Genomic DNA, 16,998 nt, shown 5'->3' with positions numbered 1-16,998 from the left:
GCGTGAGTCGGTCGGGGTTTTCGGACAGGCCATCCCTGGCCTGTCGAAAACCTTGCCCGCATCCCTGCGGGCAACCCTGCGGGCGATTCGACCGCCTCCCGCCGCTACCGAGGGGCCCCGGGAAGAGCGCGGGCTCCTGCCCGCAAGAGCGCGGTGCGCTTCGTGGAGAGCTGGACGGGTACTTGGAGGTTGATGTCGGGAGGACCAGCTGGAAGCGAAGCTGAATGCAACGCGGATCTAGCAACGCCGGAGCAGTCGAGATCTCTCTTTCCTATCCGCTCTACGGAATGAGGGGCCGCTGAAAGCGACAACAGTTGGCGCTCGGCGAAGTTCGTGGCACGCGCTCCGCCCGGCCCTCTCCCCAACCCCTCTCCCAGTGGGAGAGGGGCTGAAGGAAGTGCCGCACCCTACGCAACACCGCAACCCAGCTCTTACGAATCCCGAATCCCCAATCCCGAATCCCGGCTCCAACCAATGCTCCGCCGCCACTTCCTAAAGCTCAGCACCGCCACCTTCGCCGCTCTCGCCGCGTCGCGTGCTCGCGCGTTCCAGCCGATCGAGGGCGAGTACGACTTCTGGTTCACCCGGCTGATGTACGCCTCGGGCAACTGGGACGTGGACCAGCGCATGCCGTCGAACCTGATCACCTCGCTGATCGACTACACCGGCCTGCGCGTCGACCCGGTCGAGCGGGTCATCCCATTGGCCGATCCGCGGATGCTGGAGGCGCCGTTCTGCTATCTGTCGGGCCACAAGCTGGTCGAGTTCGATCCCGACGAGCGGCGCAACTTCGAGGCCTATGTGCGGCGCGGTGGCTTCGTCTTCGTGGATGACTGCAACCACGATATCGACGGCCTGTTCGCGCGCAGCTTCGAGGCCGAGATGGCGGCCATCTTCGGCCCGCGCGCGCTGGTCAAGCTGCCCAACACGCACCCGGTCTATTCGAGCTTCTTCAAGTTCGACGGCCCGCCGACGACGAGCTTCGAGCTGAACGGCTGGGGCGATGACCTGGTGCACGACTATCTCAAGGGCATCGAGCACGAGGGTCGGCTCGGCGTGCTCTACAGCAACAAGGACTACGGCTGCGAATGGGACTACGACTGGCGCAACAAGCGCTGGCTCGCCGAGGACAACACCCGCTTCGCCGTCAACATCGTGATGTACGCACTCAACGGATGAGCCATGAACGCCATCGCCCTGGATGAAGCCAGCCTCGCCGCGCGCCTCGAACGCCTCGATGCGCTGAAGAAGGCCATCGCCCGCGCCGTGGTCGGCCAGGCCGAGGTGGTCGAGCAGTTGCTGATCGCGCTGCTCGCCGGCGGCCACTGCCTGCTCGAAGGCGTGCCGGGCCTGGGCAAGACCCTGCTGATCCGCAGCCTGGGCCAGGCCCTGAAGCTCGACTTCCACCGCATCCAGTTCACGCCGGATCTGATGCCGAGCGACATCCTCGGCACCGAGGTGCTGGAGGAAGACCACGGCACCGGCAAACGCGTGTTCAAGTTCCAGCCGGGTCCGGTGTTCACCCATCTGCTGCTGGCCGACGAACTGAACCGCACACCACCCAAGACCCAGGCCGCCCTGCTGGAAGCGATGCAGGAGCGCACCGTCAGCACCGCCGGCCAGACCTTCGAATTGCCCCGCCCCTTCTTCGTGTTGGCCACGCAGAACCCGCTGGAGCAGGCCGGCACCTATCCCCTGCCCGAAGCCCAGCTCGACCGCTTCCTGCTCTACATCCGCGTCGACTATCCGAGCCTGGATGAGGAAATCGCCATCCTCGATCTCACCACCGGCCGCAGCGGCGAAGCACCACCGGCGGTGATGGAGGCGAACGAACTGATCGAGCTGCAGGCACTGACCCGCGAGGTGCACATCGAGCCCGAGCTGACCCGCTGGATCGCACGGCTCGTGCGCGCCACCCGCCCCGGCAGCGATGCCCCCGAGCGCGTCAACCAGGCCCTGCGCTTCGGCGCCGGCCCGCGCGCCGGGCAGTCGCTGGTGCTGGCGGCCAAGGCCCGAGCTCTGCTGCAGGGCCGTCTCGCCGTCACCCGCGAGGACATCCGCGCGCTGGCCAAGCCGGTGCTGCGCCACCGCCTGCTGCTGTCGTTTGCGGCGGAGGCTGAGGGCCGCAGCACCGACTGGGTGGTGGAAGGCGTGCTGGATGCGGTGGCGGTGTAAGCCGAGGCCGCGCGCGATGCATCGCCCCCGCATAGGGTGGGCCCTGGCCCACCGTGAGCTTCACGTCCGCCTCGGTCGTGGTGCTCCGAACCTGCGTTCGCCCTTGGCGGCGCCAACAACCGACACCGGAGCCGGGGTCAAGCTCCGGTGGGCCAGGGCCCACCCTATTCGGGTCGAGGGTGGCGACAAGCGGGGCGTCGGCGTCTTTCGCGCCAGCCTGTGCCTCGCGCGGATGCCAGCCTCGCGAGGCTTCATAGGGTGGGCCCTGGCCCACCATGAGCCTCATGCTCGCCGCGGTCGCGTGGTGTGCGAGCGCGCGCCTCGCTGCGCGAGGACGTTCGACACCGAGGCGAGCCTCGAGCTTCGGTGGGCCAGGGCCCACCCTATGACGTCATTTGAAACCGAGGCGAGCGTCCTGCTCCCGCGGGCCACGGCCCACCCGACGCGCGGCTACCGGACGTCGCACGCATGAACCTCGCTGACAGCGGCCTCGACCTGCCGGCCGAGCTGCGCGCGCGGCTGCGCGATCTGCGCCTGCGCACGCCGCTGCAGGCGCCGATCGGCCCCTTGGGTCGACAGCAAAGCCGCTCGCGCGGACAGGGCCTCGAATTCGCCCAGTACCGCGGCTACGTCGCCGGCGATGCGCCGCGCCAGGTCGACTGGAAGCTGTTCGCACGCAGCGATCGCCTGTTCGTACGCGAGTCCGAGCGCGATGCGCCGCTCAGCGTCTACCTGGTACTCGACTGCAGCCCTTCAATGGCGCAGGACGATCTCGCCAATCCCGGCTGGACGCGCCTGCACGCCGCGCGTCGGCTGGCCGCCTGCGTGCTGGAGCTGGCCCTGCGCGAAGACGAGCTGTTCGGCCTGCTGGCCTTCGAGCCGCGCGCGCCGCTGCGGGCGGCGGCGAACGGCGGCCGCGGCCAGCGCGATCGGCTGTTGGCGGCGCTTGCGGGCCTCAGGCCCACCCAGGCCTGGCCGGATGCGCCTGCCCTCGACGCCTTCGCTGCACGCATGCCGCCGGGCGCCCTGGTGCTGGTGCTCAGCGATGGCTTCGACAGCGCGGCCGCCGAGTTCGCCGCGCGCCTGGCCGCGGCCCAGCGCAGCGTGGCCTTCGTCCGCATCCTCACAGCCGAGGAACGCGACTTTCCGCTAAGCGGCGCCCTGCATCTGGTCGACCCCGAGTCGAACGCGGTGCGCGAGGTCGATGGAGACGCTGTGCGCTCAGGATTTCTGCAGCGCTTCGGTGCCGCCCGCGCCGAGTTCATCGCCGGCCTGCAGCAGCGCGGCGTGGCCTGCGTCGAACACTGGCTGGACCAGCCGGAAGACCTCGCCCTGCGCGCCCTGTTCGGCCGCGGCGGCCGCATCGACATAGGCGGCGCGACATGAGCCTGCTGCTGCCCTCGGCCCTGTTCGCGCTGCTGGCGCTGGCCCTGCCGCTGCTGATCCATTTGCAGCGCCGCCGCCAGACACCGCCGCCGCGGCTGTTCGCCGCGCTCGCCTACATCGATCCGCAGGCGCGGCCAAAGCAGCGGGTGCGTCTGCGCGACCTGCTGCTTCTGCTGCTGCGCCTGCTAATGCTGACGGTGCTGGCTTTCGTGCTGGCACAACCGCTGCTGCGCGGGCGCGCCGGCGCGCCCTGGGTGCTGCTGTGGCCGGGGCTGGATCCGGAGCAGGTCGGTGCGGTGGATGAGGAGGCCGAGCTGCGCTGGCTGGCACCGGGATTTCCGCCCGTCGATGCGGTGACTGCGCCCGCATCAGCGCAGCCCTTCAGCCTGCTGCGCCAGCTGGCCTTCGAGCGCCCCGCCGCGCAGGCGCTTGAGGTGCGGGTGCCGCGTGAGCTGGAGGGCTGGGACGGCGTGCCGCTGCAGCTGGGCCGTGCGATCGAATGGACGGTGCTGCCGGTGGAGCTGCCGGTGGTGCCTCAATCGACGCAGGGGCTGCGCGTTGCAGTCCATGTGATGGAGGACGTCGAGTCTGAGCAGCGCCGTGCGCTGAACGCGCTGCGTGCCTATTTCGAGGCCATGGGCGAGAACGCGCGATTGCGCTTTGTCGATGCGGGCGAGCAAGCGCCGGCAGAAGGCGTCGATGTGCTGTGGGTGATGGCGTCCATGCAGACGCCGGCAGCGCGCGAAGACGATGCGCGCGCGCAGCCCTCAGCGAGCGACGCCGAGCCGCAGGACGACGTGCGCAGCGACGGTGACGGAGTGGGCGCGGAACCGGTAGCGCCGGAGGGCGCCGGACATCTGCCGGCGGATACGAGCGCTGACCGGGGCGCATCCGCAGCCACGGTGGGCCAGGGCCCACCCTATGCGGCTGCGCTGGCCTCGCTCTCGCCGGCCTGGCGGACGTGGCTGCGCGACGGCGGCCGGGTGCTGGTCAGCGGCGCGGGCGAGCGCGAACCGCATGCGGCCACGTGGGCGGCGGAGTCAGCGGCTGCCGCGATGCCCGCCTCTCAAGACCCGGAGGCCGTCGCCCCCGCGCAGGCGGGGGCCCAGGGCCGTTCTCCTCGGCCCGAAGAACTCGAAGACTCGGCCTTGTCGGAGGCAACACCTGTGCAAGGCCCGCAAGCACAGCGAACGCTCCATTCCGGGCAGGCCGCTTCTGAAGCCGCAAGCCTCTCGCACAGCCATTGTCATCGCCCCCTCGAAGACGGGAGCCCGGCGCTTTGGCCTGGTCGCCTGGATCCCCGCCTTCGCGGGGATGACGGATCAACGGATCTTGGCGATGACACCTGCGCTGACGCGGAGCTGGACGTCGCCCTGGATGCCCGCGCCCGCATGCTCTGGCGAGGCGAAGGCGCGCGGCTCAGCACCCTGCACCGTGACGGCGCAGAACTGCGCCTGCTCGACTGCGCACTCGATGCGCGCTGCTTGCCCGAACTGTTGGCGCCAGACTTTCCGCGACTGCTGCAGGGCTGGCTGGCGCCGGAGTCTGCGCCGGCCTCGCGCATCGACGCAAAGCTGATCGCGCCCACTTCGGAAGGGACGCCGCCGCAGCCCGCAGGCACGTCGCTGCGCGATGCGCTGGTCCTCGTACTGCTTCTTCTGCTGTTGGCCGAGCGCTGGCTGGCGGCGACCCGGAGGCCCGCATGAGCGCGCCGATGTCCACGTCGGGTAACGAGGCGTTCGCACCCGGCGCCGGCGCGCTGGCACTGCTGCGGCGTGTGCGCCGGCTGGGCCTGATCGAAGCCGTGCTGTGGGTGCTCCCGAGCTGGGCGCTGCTGCGCTTTGTGTCTGCGCCCTGGCCAGCGCTGTGGACGGATGCCGTAGCGCTGCTGGCGCTGCTCGGCATCGCCGGCCTGCGCGTTCGCCAGCGCAATGTGGGCTGGCTGGCGCAGCGGCTCAACCAGAAACTTCCGAGCTTCGAAGACAGCGCCGGCCTGCTGTTCATGTCCGGAACGGGCGCGCTGGCTGCGCTGCAGAGGCAGCGGCTGGAGCAGCGCCTGCCGCGGGCGACGCTGTCCGCACTGGGCCTGCGCGCGCACTCGCCGTGGATGTTGCTGCCGGTGCTGCTGGCCGCCACCGTGCTGCTGCTGCCAGCGCAGCGCATGGATGCCTCGAACTCGACGCCCTCGGGGGCGGCGCCCACGGCGATGGGTGAATCCCCACTCGGCCCGCCGCAGCTGCTGTCCACCGAAGTCCGCATCACCCCGCCGCGCTACACCGGCCTGCCCGCGGCCACGCAGAGCGCGCTGGACATCGAAGCCGTGGCCGGCAGCCGCATCGACTGGGCCCTGCAGATCGAACCCGCTCCCGACGCCGCGGCGCTGGTCTTCATCGATGGCCGCCGCATCGAACTCGCGCTGAAAGACCAGCGCTGGCGCGCCGACGACACACCGGAAGCCAGCAGCCGCTACCGCATCGAGATCGACGGCATGGTGCTCGGCCTCGACGCGGCTGCCGCCCGCCTTGAACTGAAGCCCGACCAGCCGCCGCAGATCCGTGTCCGCCGTCCCGGTCAGACCCTGAACATTGTCGAGTCGGCCGCGGCGATGGAGCTCGACATCGAGGCCAGTGATGATTTTAGCCTCGGCGCCGCCGAGCTGCTGCTGACCTTGGCCAAGGGCGACGGCGAGCTGGTCGAGGTCAGCGAGCAGCGCGTCGCCCTGCGCGGCGAAGGCGATGCGCGCAGCCGGCGCTACCTGCGCCGCCTCGATCTTGGAGCACTCGGCTTCGAGACCGGCAATGACCTGATCCTGCGCGTCGAGGTGCTGGACAGCCTGGGCCAGCGCGCGCGCAGCCCCAGCTACATCCTGCGCTGGCCCAAGCTGCGCGACACCGAGGGCGAGGGCGTGGAGGGCTTCGTCCAGCGCACCCTGCCGGCCTACTTCCGCAGCCAGCGCCAGATCATCATCGACACCGAAGCCCTGATCGCCGAACGCGCGGCGCTGGATCGCGAACGCCTGCTCGCGCGCAGCGACAGCATCGGCGTCGACCAGCGCCTGCTGCGCCTGCGCTATGGCGAGTTCCTCGGCGAGGAGGTCGAGACCGAGGGCCCGCTGCTGCCCGAGGGCCACAGCCTCGATGACGGCCATGGCCATGCCGACCCGGCCAACTTCGGCGACGCCAACGCCCTGCTGCGCGCCTACGGCCATGCGCATGACCAGGAGGAAGGCACCACCCTGTTCGACCCGGTGACGAGGGAACGCCTGCGCTCGGCCCTGCGCGAGATGTGGCAGAGCGAGCTGCATCTGCGCATGGGCGATCCGGTCGCCGCCCTGCCCTACCAGTACCGCGCGCTGGACCTGATCAAGCAGATCCAGCAGGCCAGCCGCATCTACCTCGCCCGCGTGGGCCTGGAGCTGCCGCCGATCCTATTCTCGCGGCGGTTGAGCGGCGATCGTTCGACGGCGGTACGACCGGGCGATCCGCTGCGCGCGGCCGAGCGCGGCGATGCGGCGCTGGTGGGGCTGTTCTCGGCCCTGGCGGGCTGGGGATTGGGGATTCGGGATTCGGGATTTGCCGGGGGTGAGGCGGATGGCGAGGCTGCGCTTCGTCCCGAGGCGATTGATGCCTTTGAAGCTTGGCTCGCCGGGCAGCCGATCGAATCGACCCTCGACCTGCGCGAGCGCTTCGATCGCGTGCGTCGCGATCCCGACTGCGCGGAGTGTCGCGCAGCGCTCGCCTCAAGCCTCTGGCAGCGGATCGCGCCACCGACGCAGGGGCCGCGTTCGCGCGCCGGGCTCGATGCTGCGGGCGAGGCTTGGCTGCGCGCGCTGGAGGCCGCCCGATGAGTCTGCCGTCGAACTTCCTCGCGCTCGCGTTGCTCGCCATCGGCCTGCTCGCCGCCGCGCGCCTTCTGTGGAAGCGCCCGCAGCGCTGGCCTTGGCGGCTGCTGCTGCAGAGCGGCGCGCTGCTGCTCGTGTACCTGGTGCTGAACCCGCCGCCGCAGCCCTTGCCGCAGGCCGGCACCTTGACTGTGCTCGGCGCGGGGTGGCGCGACGCGCTCACCCATAGGGTGGGCCCTGGCCCACCGGAGCCCGACACTCGCCTCGGTGCGAAGCACGCCCTCGCGCCCTCTGCCGATTCCCAAGACGCGAACGCTCAGGCTCAAGCCGCGTCGACATCGCGCTCTCAGGCAGCGAGTCGAGACATCGAGACACCGGACTCAGCGGATGGTCGGAGCAGTGCCGAGGCCATGGTGGGCCAGGGCCCACCCTATGCGGGCTCGGAGCTTGCTGGAGACCCACGCGATGGCAGCGCTGCTGCGCGTCGTGCCCTCAACGCGAGCGCCGAACTCGGCCCACCCGCCGCCATCATCGCCCTGCCGGACGCCGAAGCGCCGCTGCCGCCGGGCGTGCAACGTGTGCCGGATCTGGCGACCGCGCTGCGGATGCGGCCGGAGTTCTCCACCCTGCGCCTGTTCGGGCGCGGTCTGTCGCTGCGCGATCTGCAGGCCGCGCGCGGTCGCAGCCGTGAGTTCATCGCGGCACCGCTGCCGCGCGGCTTCGTCGAGATCCAAGCTGCCGCGCAGGCGACGCTGGGCGCGCGCATCGAAGTCGCGACGCGCTGGAACGGCACCTTGCCCGCCCGCGTGCAGCTGCTGGATGCGGCGGGCGAAGTGCTGGCGGAGCAGGTGTTCGATGCGGAGGCCGCGCTGAGCTCCGCGACCGCGGCGGCGCTGGCCTCTGCGCTGGCTACGCCATCGGCCGCGGCAGGCGCGACTCGGAGCGCCGATGAGGCGCCCGCAATCGACGTGGCCGCGCCTGCGTCCGGTACGCGTGACGCTGCGCCGGAGTCTGCTGAGAGCACGGCGCACTCGGCCGGCGCGCAGGCACAGGAAGCGGCGACACTGCCGCGCAAGCGGGACGCTTCCATGCACGATCGTGCCGGCATCGCCCAGCTGCGAGCGCCGGCGCGCGCGCTGGGCACGCTGCCGCTGCGCCTGCGCGCGCTCGATGCCGATGAAGAGGTCCTCGACGTCCATGACGTCCGCATCGAAGTCACCGCGCCGCGCGCCCCCAAGGTGCTGCTGCTGGCCGCGGCCCCTGGCCCTGAAACGCGCGCGCTGCGGCGCTGGGCGGTGGACGCCGGGCTCGACTTCGACAGCCGCATCCAGTTCGCGCCGGGCCTGGTGCAGGGCGGCCGCGCGCTGGCGCCCAGCGCCGAGGAGCTTGCCGCGCTGGATCTGCTGATCCTCGAAGAGCGCGCCTGGTCGACGCTGGGCCCGGGCGGCCGCGCTGCGGTGCTGGGCGAAGTGGAGAACGGCCTGGGCCTGCTGCTGCGCCTCACGGCACTGCCGAATCCAGGCGTGCTCGCGGAACTGCGCGAGGCGGGCTTTGCGGTCGAGCGCGTGCTCGGCGAAACCAGCGCACAGGCGCGCGTCGCCGATGTACCGACGCGCCTGCGTCAGCTGCCGATCCGGGTGATGTCGATGCAGGCCGCGCCGGCGGTGCGTTCCAGTGAGGGTGATCCCCTGGCGCTGTGGCGCGCGCGCGGGCTGGGGCGCATGGGCTTGCTGTGGCTGACCGACAGCTATCGCCTGCAGGCGGCGGGCCATGCCGAGGCCTACACAGGCCTGTGGAGCCGGCTGACCAGCGATCTCGCGCGGGCACCGGAAGCAGCAGCGCCTAGTCCGATGCTGCGCCTGCCGCGCGGGCAGACCCAGGCCTGGGCTGGCGAGCGCATCGAGCTCTGCGGTCTGCGCGGGGCGCTGTCGCTGCTTGCGCCTGACGGCGCCCGGCTCACGCTGGCGGCGCCGGATGCGCAGGGCTGCGTCGCCACCTTCCCGGGACTGCCGGGTCGCTACCGTCTGGCCGATGGCGAGTCGACCGCGCTGGAAATCGAGGTGCGCGATCCCAAGCAGGAAACTGCCCTGCACGCGGCGGATCTGCTTGCGCGCACGCGCGCAGTCGTGTCCACGCGCGCGGCTGGCGAGGGCAGCAGCGGTCCTCAGTACGTCGGCGGCGACTTCTGGCCCTGGCTGCTGGCCCTGCTTGCGGTGCTGGCCCTGCTGTGGTGGCTGGAGCGGCCGCGGTCGCCGTGAGCGCTTGATGCGGGAAGCGAGGCGTGGGGTCTTGCGGAAGCCTGATGCGACCGCTCGCGCGCTCGGCACGCGCCTGTCTTCGCGCGCTCTTCGTAGACACGCTCTCAGGTCAAGCCTCTGCGGCTCACGCTTCGTGCCAATCCTGCCGGTCGCGAGCAAGCTCGCTCCTACAAACAGCTAGGCTTCGCGGGGTAACCCGCGGAGCGCAAACCTTCCGTTTCTTGTTCGCCCGCTGTCGCTGTTTGTAGGAGCCTGCTTGCAGGCGACCGCAGCCTTCGCCCCGAACCAGACTCTGGATCGCAGGCAGCCGTTGCGCGCTCAGCGCGCCGGGCGCGGCGGCGCGGTCAGCTCGCGCACGTCGAGGAAACCGTCGCCATCGACATCCTGCAGATCAAACCGGGCATCGATGCGCGCGTGGTGCTCGACCAGCGTCAGCGCCTGTCCGCGGCGGAAACTCGTGCCCGGCGGCAGTTCGTGCGGCTGCAGCATGCCGTCGCCGTTGACGTCCATCGCGCGGAAGCCGCGGCTCATCCAGGCGCGGTACTCGGCGCGGCTAACCTTGCCGTCGCCGTCGAAATCGACGCGCGCCAGCTGTTCGGCGGGCGCGTTCGGAAACGCCCACGCGAGGGCGGGCGAACGGAGCAGGAGGAGGGTCAGGGCGCGCATCGCCGCATGATAGGGCGAGGCGCGCGCTGGACCGGTAGCCACGTCCGCAGGGTTCAGGCGCGCGCAGGCTGCAGGCTGTAGCCCTTCAGACGCTGGGCGAACTGCTGGAGCGCCGCATTGCCCGACTGCTCGGCCTCATGGCACCACTGGCGCAGGGCTTCCAGCGTGGCTTCCGAGCCCTGGCTGGTGCGCTCGAATACCGCGCGCAGGCGCCGGCGGTAGTCGTAGACCGCCGCCAGCTGCGGGTGCTCGGCGATCCAGCGGTCGAGCTTTTCCTGCTGCTCGGGCTTCAGCCAGCGGCCGTGATCCTTGAGCGCGCGGCGCAGTCGGCCCGGCAGCGCCTTCAGATTGGCTTGCGCACCGGCCATGTCGGCCTTCAGATGCGGGGCGACCACGATGCGGAAGTAGTCGGTCATCACCTGGAAGCGATGCGCCAGCACCGCGCGCACGGTGTCGGTGTCCGGCATCTGGATGTTCGGGCGGATATCGAGCTTGGGCGCGACCCGCAGGATCTTGGCCAGGCCCAGCGCCGACAGCATGCGCAGCGCCACCCAGCCGATGTCGAACTCGAAGCGGCGCAGGGCGAAGCGTGCCGAGCTCGGGAACGCGTGGTGGTTGTTGTGCAGCTCTTCGCCCGCGATGATCAGGCCCCAGGGGCTGATGTTGGTGGCGCGGTCGTCGGTCTCGAAGTTGCGGTAGCCCCACCAGTGGCCGAGGCCATTGATCACGCCGGCCGCCAGCACCGGGATCACCAGCATCTGCAGCGCCCACACGGTGATGCCGATGACGCCGAACACGCCGATGTTGAGGAACAGCAGCAGGCTGGGGCCGAGGCCGGGAAAGCGCGCGTAGACCTTGCGCTCGACCCAGTCGGTCGGCGTGCCGTGGCCGAACTGGGCGTGGATCGTGCGATCCTTGCGCGCGCTCTGGTACAGCGTCACGCCATGGAACAGCACCTTGTTGATGCCCAGCACCTGCGGGCTGTGCGGGTCTTCGGCGGTCTCGCAGCGGGCGTGGTGCTTGCGATGGATGGCGACCCAGTCCTGGGTGACCATGGCGGTGGTGAACCACAGCCAGAAGCGCATCGGATGGCTGACCAGCGGATGCAGATCCACCGCGCGGTGGGCCTGGCAGCGGTGCAGGTAGATCGTCACCGACATCAGGGTGAGATGCGCCATCACGAGGAAGGCGCCGAGCACCAGCCACCATGCGTTGCCGAACAGACCTTCCGTGGCCCAGCCGAAGAATGCGTTGTCCATGAAACCCTGCGTCGCCTGCGTTTTGAGTGAACAGATGTTAGCAGCCCGCCTCCACCCCGCTTTCACGAACGCCGGCACAGTTCCGAGCCATGCCTGAGCTGCCCGAGGTCGAAACCACCCGCCGCGGCATCGAGCCGCATCTCCTGCGGCGGCGCATCGCCCGCGCCGTGCTGCGCCGACCCGACTTGCGCTGGCCGATCCCGCCAGAGATCACGCAGGAGCTGCCCGGCCAGCGCATCGAAGCCGTCGAACGCCGCGCCAAGTACCTGATCCTGCGCGCTGAAACCGGCGATGCCATCCTGCATCTCGGCATGTCCGGCAGCCTGCGCGTGCTGCCCGCCGGCGTGCCGGTGCGCACGCACGACCATGTCGATCTGGAACTCGACGACGGCCAGCTGCTGCGCTTCAACGACCCGCGCCGCTTCGGCGCGCTGCTCTGGCAGGCGCGCGGGCAGGTGCATCCGCTGCTGGCCGGGCTCGGGCCCGAACCGCTGTCGGCCGAGTTCTCCGGTGAACACCTGTTCCGTCTGAGTCGCGGGCGCGCGGCACCGGTCAAGACCTTCCTGATGGACCAGGCCATCGTGGTCGGCGTCGGCAACATCTACGCCGCCGAGAGCCTGTTCCGCGCCGGCATCGACCCGCGCCGCGCGGCTGGCAAGGTGAGCGTGGTGCGCTACCACGCCTTGGCCGAAGCGGTGCGCGAGATCCTCGCCTACGCCATCGTCCGCGGCGGCACCACGCTCCGTGACTTCCTCGCGCCTGACGGCGCGCCCGGCTACTTCGAGCAGGAGCTGCTGGTCTACGGCCGCGAGGGCGAGGCGTGCAAGGTTTGCGGCGCGCCCTTGAAGCACATGGCCCTGGGCCAGCGCGCGACGGTGTGGTGTCCGCGCTGTCAGCGTTGAGAGCCGGGATTCGGGATTCGGGATTGGGGATTCGCAGCCGGTACGGCTGAGCGTGCGGTGGCTTGCACGGGCGCACGAGTGGCGTGGGGCGTGGGCCGCGGTAGGCGCGTGCAGTTCCAAGGTGCAGCGAGCGCTACCGAGCCTTGGCGCTCTTGCAAGTAGAGCGGACGGCAACACGACCTGAGGTCGAGCCATCGCTGCGTGCCGCGGGCGTTGCGTCCGGTGAGCGCGGAGGCAGCACAAGGGCTAGCCAATGATGGCGGAGATCCAAGCCGCGCGGACGCCCATAGGGTGGGCCCTGGCCCACCGTGGCCATCACTTCGCCTCGGTATCCAAGCGCTACAGCGCGCGGCAGCGCTGCATTCCCGGGAACCGGGGCGAGGGTCGATCTCTCGGTGGGCCAGGGCCCACCCTATGTGCACCGGCCAAGGCCCAGCACTGTGTCCATGCCGGGTTCGGGCTCTTCCTAGGTTTCGTCCTCTGTCAGCTCTACGAGCCGATCAAGGTGAACTCCCACGATCACTCGTCCCGATGCCGGGTCCGCGACTGCGGCATGCCCCGGCATGTTCGGAATGTCTCCGAGAAAGAGCACGGTCTCCGGCCATCCGTTGCAGGGCTCCGCTGCCAACCGCTGCAGCCTGCAGAGACACATCGGACGCGGTGGTTCACTCACCCCACCGCCCCCAAGGCCACAAACCGCCCTTCCAGCCGCGCCGCCTCGCGCCCATCCTTCAGCCGCACGCTCGCCACCAGCTTCAGACGCGCCTTGCGGCGGCTGCGCATGCTGCGGATCGCGGCTTCGATGTCCTCGCCTTCGGCCAGCCGCGCTTCGGCCTCGATGTCTTCCAGCACCGGTACGAAGTACTGCAGGTGCGAGTCCTGCACGTAGACCTCGGCGATCAGCCCGGCCTGTTTGAGTCGCGCGCTGAACAATCCCCAGCAGGCCACGGTCATGAGCCCCGCCAGGCTGCCGCCGAAGGCACTGCCCTTGTCGTTGACGTTGGCGACCAGCGGTGCGGCCAGCACCAGCCGATCGGGCTCGACGCAAGCCACGCGGCAGCCCATCGCGCGCAGCGGCGGCATCGACAGCAGCACGCGTTCAAGATCCTGTCCAAGGGTGGCTTCAGGTGCGGCGATCAGCGGTGCGGCTTGGCTCATGGACAGCATCGTTCGGACAGGCGCCGGTGCGGCGGGGCAGACTATCTAGCATGCGCACGCGGATACCCACGAGTACGGACTCATCTGTCATATCGCCTCCTCTGAGGGGCTGGACGGTGATCAGCCTGCGCGAGCGCAGCCAGCAGGGCGCGGCGAAGCGCGCGATCGAAGCGGCGGGTGCCAGGGCGCTGGCCCTGCCGGGGCTGCGTCTTGAGCCGCTGCAGGCAGGCGCGGCGCTCGAACAGGCGCTGGCGAGGCGACCGACGATCGCGCTGTGCATCAGCCCCGCCGCGGTGCGCTTTCTGCTGCAGCTCGACCCGCGGATTGCCACGCGGGTAGCGATCGGCGCCGGCGTCGGCGCCGGCACGGCGGCGGCGCTGCGCCGCGCGGGATTCGCCGAGGTGCTGGCGCCGATCGAGCAAAGCCCGCAGATCAGCGAGGGCCTGCTGGCCCATCCGCGCCTGGCGCAAGGCGCTGGCGAGACCGTGCTGCTGGTGGCCGCCCCCGGCGGTCGCGGCGTGCTCGCACCGGAGCTTCGCGCGCGCGGCTTCGCGGTGGAGGAGGTGCAGGTCTATCGACGCGGGCCGGCGCGGCTGGATGCGCGGCATGCGCGTGCAGTTCTGACGGCCGGCGCGCCGCTGGGCCTGCTGCTGTCCAGCGCCGAGGCGCTCGACAACGTGCTGGGCCAGCTTCCGGCCGAGGCGGTCGCACGGCTCAAGCGCGCCCGCGTGGCGGCCAGCAGCGAGCGTCTGATCGAGCATGCGCGGTTGCGCGGATTTGGCGACATCGTGGCGGCCGCGGGCCCGCAACCGCAGGCGCTGGTCTCGGCGCTGGCAGCATCGGCAACGCGCTGAGCGCAGCCTTCACAACCGCGAAGGAACCCGGCCGCAACGCCAGCGCGATCCAGCGCATACACTTGCGCCCAGATCGGGGCCACACCCGACGCCTGTCGCCCGCAGCCCACGGGCCGCCCATTCATGATCGCGGGGATCCGGTTGCTTCGAGCACTGCCAGCGCTGTGCCTGCTGCTGATGCCGGTCGCCCTTGAGGCGCAGCCGGTCGAGGAGCGCTGGGCGGGCGATCCGCTGGCGCCGACCGCGCCGGTCGAGATCGCGGCCCCGCTGCAGGCGCGCCTGGTCGAGGCCGAGCGCCTCGCGGCGAGCGGCGACTTCGCGATGGCCGGCACCGTACTCAAGGAAGCCGCTGGGCTGGCATCCGAAGGTTCGGCCGAGGAAGACGCCGTTGACCGGGTGTCGGCGCAGATCGAGTTCCGCCGCGGCCGCTATCCCGAGGCCCTGGCCCTGCAGCGCGCCGTGCTGGAGCGCGCCAGCCGCCGCGGCGACACCGCCAGCGTGGCCCGCGCCGAGACCGACATCGCCATCCTGCTGCGCCGCCAGGGCGACCTGTCGCCGGCACTGTCGGGCTTCGAGCGCGCGCTGAACCTGTATCGCCAGCTCAAGGACAACAACGGCATTGCCGATGTGCTCACCCACATCGGCCTGATCCGCCTGAACCAGGGCCTGTACTCCACCGCCCTGGAGTCACTGCGCGAGAGCCTCAAGCTGCAGCAGGCCGGCGCGAAGGCCGAGATCGAGCGCACCTACCACTACCTCGGCCTGCTCTATGCCGGGCTGCGCGAGTACGAGACCGCGCGCAGCTACCTCGACCGCGGCCTCGCCGAGGCGCGTCGCCTGGCCGACCCTTCGCGCGAGGCGCCCCTGCTCGGCAGCATGGCGCGCACCGCCAACCTGGCCGGCAGCTACGGCGAAGCCCTGACCCTGGCGCTGGAGGCCGAACGGCTGGCCGAGCGCCTCGGCAGCCCGCCGGGGCAGGCCTATGCGCTGCTCGAGAACGGCCGCGCCAAGCTCGGCCTGAACAAGCTCGACGAAGCGCGCGAGGCCCTGCTGCGCGGCGCCGCCGTGGCGGAGCGGATCGGCCAGCGCAGCACGCTGGCGCGCTATCGCGCCACCCTCGCCGAAGTCGCCGCGCGCCAGGGGCGGCCGGACGAAGCGCTGGCGCTGTGGCAGCAGGCCCTGCCCGAGTTCCGTTCCGGTGACGACCAGCCACAGCTGCTCGACAGCTACCGGCTCATGATCCCCTTGCTGCGCGAGCAGGGCGACGAGACCCGCGCGCTGGAGACCGCGATCGAAAGCCTGGCCCTGCAGGAGCAGCTGGCCGGCCTCGACATGAACCGCCGGGTCGCGGTCATGGAAAGCGCCTACCGCGCGCAGGAAGCCGAACGCCAGATCGAGCTGCTGCAGCGTGACCTGGAGATCCAGGCGCTGAAGCTGCGGCAGGAGTCGCTGGGCCGCTGGCTGGCCACCTTCGGCGTGCTGAGCCTGCTGGTGATCGCCGGCCTCCTGGCCTTCCGCTATCGCGAAAGCCGGCGCCTGGGCCAGCAGCTGGCCGAGACCAATGCCGAGCTGGAGCGCAATCGCGAAGCGCTCGCGCGCGCCAACCTCGAACTGGAGAAGCGCGCGGAAGCGCTGGCGCATGCCGCCAGCATCGACCCGCTCACCGGCATCGCCAACAGGCGCGCTTTCGTCGAACGCTTCGAGGTGCACTGGGCTGACGCAATGAGCCGGCACGCACCGCTGTCGATCGCCCTGATCGATGTCGACCACTTCAAGCGCATCAACGACACCCAGGGCCATGCGGTCGGCGATTCCGTGCTGTGTGCGCTCGCCGCCACCCTGCAGGGCCTGCTGCGCGCCGGCACCCTGCTGGCGCGCTGGGGCGGCGAAGAGTTCGTGGTGCTGATCCCGGGCGCCGACACGCAGGCCGCCGCAGGTCTGGCCGAGCGCCTGCGCGCTGCGGTCGAGAACCTGCGCCGCGAAGACCTGCCCCCGATCACTATCAGCGTCGGCGTCGCCTCGCTGTCGGGTCGCACGCGGCTGCGCCCCGAAGGCCTGTTCGACGAAGCCGACGGCGCGCTGTACGCGGCCAAGACGGCCGGCCGCAATCGCGTGGTGGTGGTGTCCGAGCCCGCGGATTCGGCCGGGGAGGCCTGAGGCGGCCTGGCTCCGATCCTCAATGTGGTTCACACCAGGCAAGTCCCCGCAGCGCTGGTGCACGGCATCCCGCGATGCGTCGCCCATGCCGGAGGTATCACCGCAGCGCGCGGCTCTGCCTCACGGCACATCGCCTGAGGCGGCGCAGGCCAGACCCGGATCACGGCGAGCCTTCAGCGCATGGTGGGCCAGGGCCCACCCTATGGACGCTCCGGCTCCAGATGCCATTGCTGTTGCTGTTGCTGTTGCTGTTGCTGTTGCTGTTGCTGTTGCTGTTGCTGTTGCTCTTGCTCCGGCTCTTGCGGGCAGGAGCCCGCGCTCTTCCACGGGGCCCCTGGGGAG

Annotated in this window: 12 protein-coding genes; 9 read left to right on the top strand and 3 right to left on the bottom strand. The window is 70.7% G+C overall.

The genetic code is table 11. The features are described from left to right. Positions 1 to 474: 474 nt before the first annotated feature. From Q0654_RS18470 to Q0654_RS18445, 6 genes are all read left to right on the top strand, one after another. On the top strand, positions 475 to 1,179 hold the full coding sequence (locus tag Q0654_RS18470; RefSeq protein WP_298856459.1) for a DUF4159 domain-containing protein: 705 nt from the start codon (positions 475 to 477) through the stop codon (positions 1,177 to 1,179). Between the two features lie 3 nt (positions 1,180 to 1,182). After that, positions 1,183 to 2,175 (top strand): MoxR family ATPase, encoded by a 993-nt coding sequence (locus Q0654_RS18465; RefSeq protein WP_298856457.1) that lies wholly within the window; start codon positions 1,183 to 1,185, stop codon positions 2,173 to 2,175. Positions 2,176 to 2,643: 468 nt separating this feature from the next. After that, entirely contained in the window at positions 2,644 to 3,561 is a 918-nt protein-coding gene (locus Q0654_RS18460; protein WP_298856456.1) for a DUF58 domain-containing protein, read from the top strand. Continuing rightward, positions 3,558 to 5,267 (top strand): BatA domain-containing protein, encoded by a 1,710-nt coding sequence (locus tag Q0654_RS18455; protein WP_298856455.1) that lies wholly within the window; start codon positions 3,558 to 3,560, stop codon positions 5,265 to 5,267. The genes Q0654_RS18460 and Q0654_RS18455 overlap by 4 nt, the downstream gene beginning before the upstream one ends. Beyond that, on the top strand, positions 5,264 to 7,408 hold the full coding sequence (locus Q0654_RS18450; protein ID WP_298856454.1) for a DUF4175 family protein: 2,145 nt from the start codon (positions 5,264 to 5,266) through the stop codon (positions 7,406 to 7,408). Before Q0654_RS18455 ends, Q0654_RS18450 begins: the two co-directional genes overlap by 4 nt. Continuing rightward, positions 7,405 to 9,660: a hypothetical protein gene (locus Q0654_RS18445; RefSeq protein WP_298856453.1), complete on the top strand. Its 2,256-nt coding sequence runs from the start codon at positions 7,405 to 7,407 to the stop codon at positions 9,658 to 9,660. The genes Q0654_RS18450 and Q0654_RS18445 overlap by 4 nt, the downstream gene beginning before the upstream one ends. Positions 9,661 to 9,978: 318 nt before the next feature. Here Q0654_RS18445 and Q0654_RS18440 read toward each other — a convergent pair whose 3' ends face one another. Both Q0654_RS18440 and Q0654_RS18435 read right to left on the bottom strand, forming a co-directional pair. Beyond that, complete coding sequence (locus Q0654_RS18440; protein WP_298856452.1) at positions 9,979 to 10,368, bottom strand: hypothetical protein; 390 nt, start codon at positions 10,366 to 10,368, stop codon at positions 9,979 to 9,981. Positions 10,369 to 10,379: 11 nt separating this feature from the next. Further along, positions 10,380 to 11,585, bottom strand: a complete 1,206-nt coding sequence (locus tag Q0654_RS18435; protein ID WP_298856451.1) for a fatty acid desaturase — start codon at positions 11,583 to 11,585, stop codon at positions 10,380 to 10,382. Positions 11,586 to 11,674: 89 nt separating this feature from the next. On the opposite strand from Q0654_RS18435, the gene mutM reads away from it, so the two are divergent. Beyond that, a complete protein-coding gene (gene mutM / locus Q0654_RS18430; protein WP_298856450.1) occupies positions 11,675 to 12,487 on the top strand; it encodes a bifunctional DNA-formamidopyrimidine glycosylase/DNA-(apurinic or apyrimidinic site) lyase in 813 nt (270 codons plus the stop codon). Positions 12,488 to 13,156: 669 nt separating this feature from the next. Here mutM and Q0654_RS18425 read toward each other — a convergent pair. Beyond that, positions 13,157 to 13,645 (bottom strand): YiiD C-terminal domain-containing protein, encoded by a 489-nt coding sequence (locus Q0654_RS18425; protein WP_298856449.1) that lies wholly within the window; start codon positions 13,643 to 13,645, stop codon positions 13,157 to 13,159. A gap of 116 nt (positions 13,646 to 13,761) precedes the next feature. Here Q0654_RS18425 and Q0654_RS18420 point away from each other — a divergent pair, with 116 nt between their 5' ends. Together Q0654_RS18420 and Q0654_RS18415 are read left to right on the top strand one after the other, a co-directional pair. Then, complete coding sequence (locus Q0654_RS18420; RefSeq protein ID WP_298856448.1) at positions 13,762 to 14,499, top strand: uroporphyrinogen-III synthase; 738 nt, start codon at positions 13,762 to 13,764, stop codon at positions 14,497 to 14,499. A gap of 141 nt (positions 14,500 to 14,640) precedes the next feature. After that, on the top strand, positions 14,641 to 16,656 hold the full coding sequence (locus Q0654_RS18415; RefSeq protein ID WP_298856447.1) for a diguanylate cyclase: 2,016 nt from the start codon (positions 14,641 to 14,643) through the stop codon (positions 16,654 to 16,656). Positions 16,657 to 16,998: the final 342 nt, after the last annotated feature.

It is taken from the genome of uncultured Aquimonas sp. (assembly GCF_937888285.1).
Taxonomy (GTDB): domain Bacteria; phylum Pseudomonadota; class Gammaproteobacteria; order Xanthomonadales; family Xanthomonadaceae; genus Aquimonas.
The sequence above is the reverse complement of the archived record's forward strand: the minus strand, read 5'-3'. Positions and strand labels throughout refer to the sequence as shown.

Bases quoted from the DNA above. Each gene is read 5' to 3' on its own strand.
- Q0654_RS18460 (WP_298856456.1), top strand. From the start codon at position 2,644: ATGAACCTCGCTGACAGCGGCCTCGACCTGCCGGCCGAGCTGCGCGCG.
- Q0654_RS18425 (WP_298856449.1), bottom strand. From the start codon at position 13,645: ATGAGCCAAGCCGCACCGCTGATCGCCGCACCTGAAGCCACCCTTGGA.
- Q0654_RS18450 (WP_298856454.1), top strand. From the start codon at position 5,264: ATGAGCGCGCCGATGTCCACGTCGGGTAACGAGGCGTTCGCACCCGGC.
- mutM (WP_298856450.1), top strand. From the start codon at position 11,675: ATGCCTGAGCTGCCCGAGGTCGAAACCACCCGCCGCGGCATCGAGCCG.
- Q0654_RS18470 (WP_298856459.1), top strand. From the start codon at position 475: ATGCTCCGCCGCCACTTCCTAAAGCTCAGCACCGCCACCTTCGCCGCT.
- Q0654_RS18455 (WP_298856455.1), top strand. From the start codon at position 3,558: ATGAGCCTGCTGCTGCCCTCGGCCCTGTTCGCGCTGCTGGCGCTGGCC.
- Q0654_RS18445 (WP_298856453.1), top strand. From the start codon at position 7,405: ATGAGTCTGCCGTCGAACTTCCTCGCGCTCGCGTTGCTCGCCATCGGC.
- Q0654_RS18465 (WP_298856457.1), top strand. From the start codon at position 1,183: ATGAACGCCATCGCCCTGGATGAAGCCAGCCTCGCCGCGCGCCTCGAA.
- Q0654_RS18435 (WP_298856451.1), bottom strand. From the start codon at position 11,585: ATGGACAACGCATTCTTCGGCTGGGCCACGGAAGGTCTGTTCGGCAAC.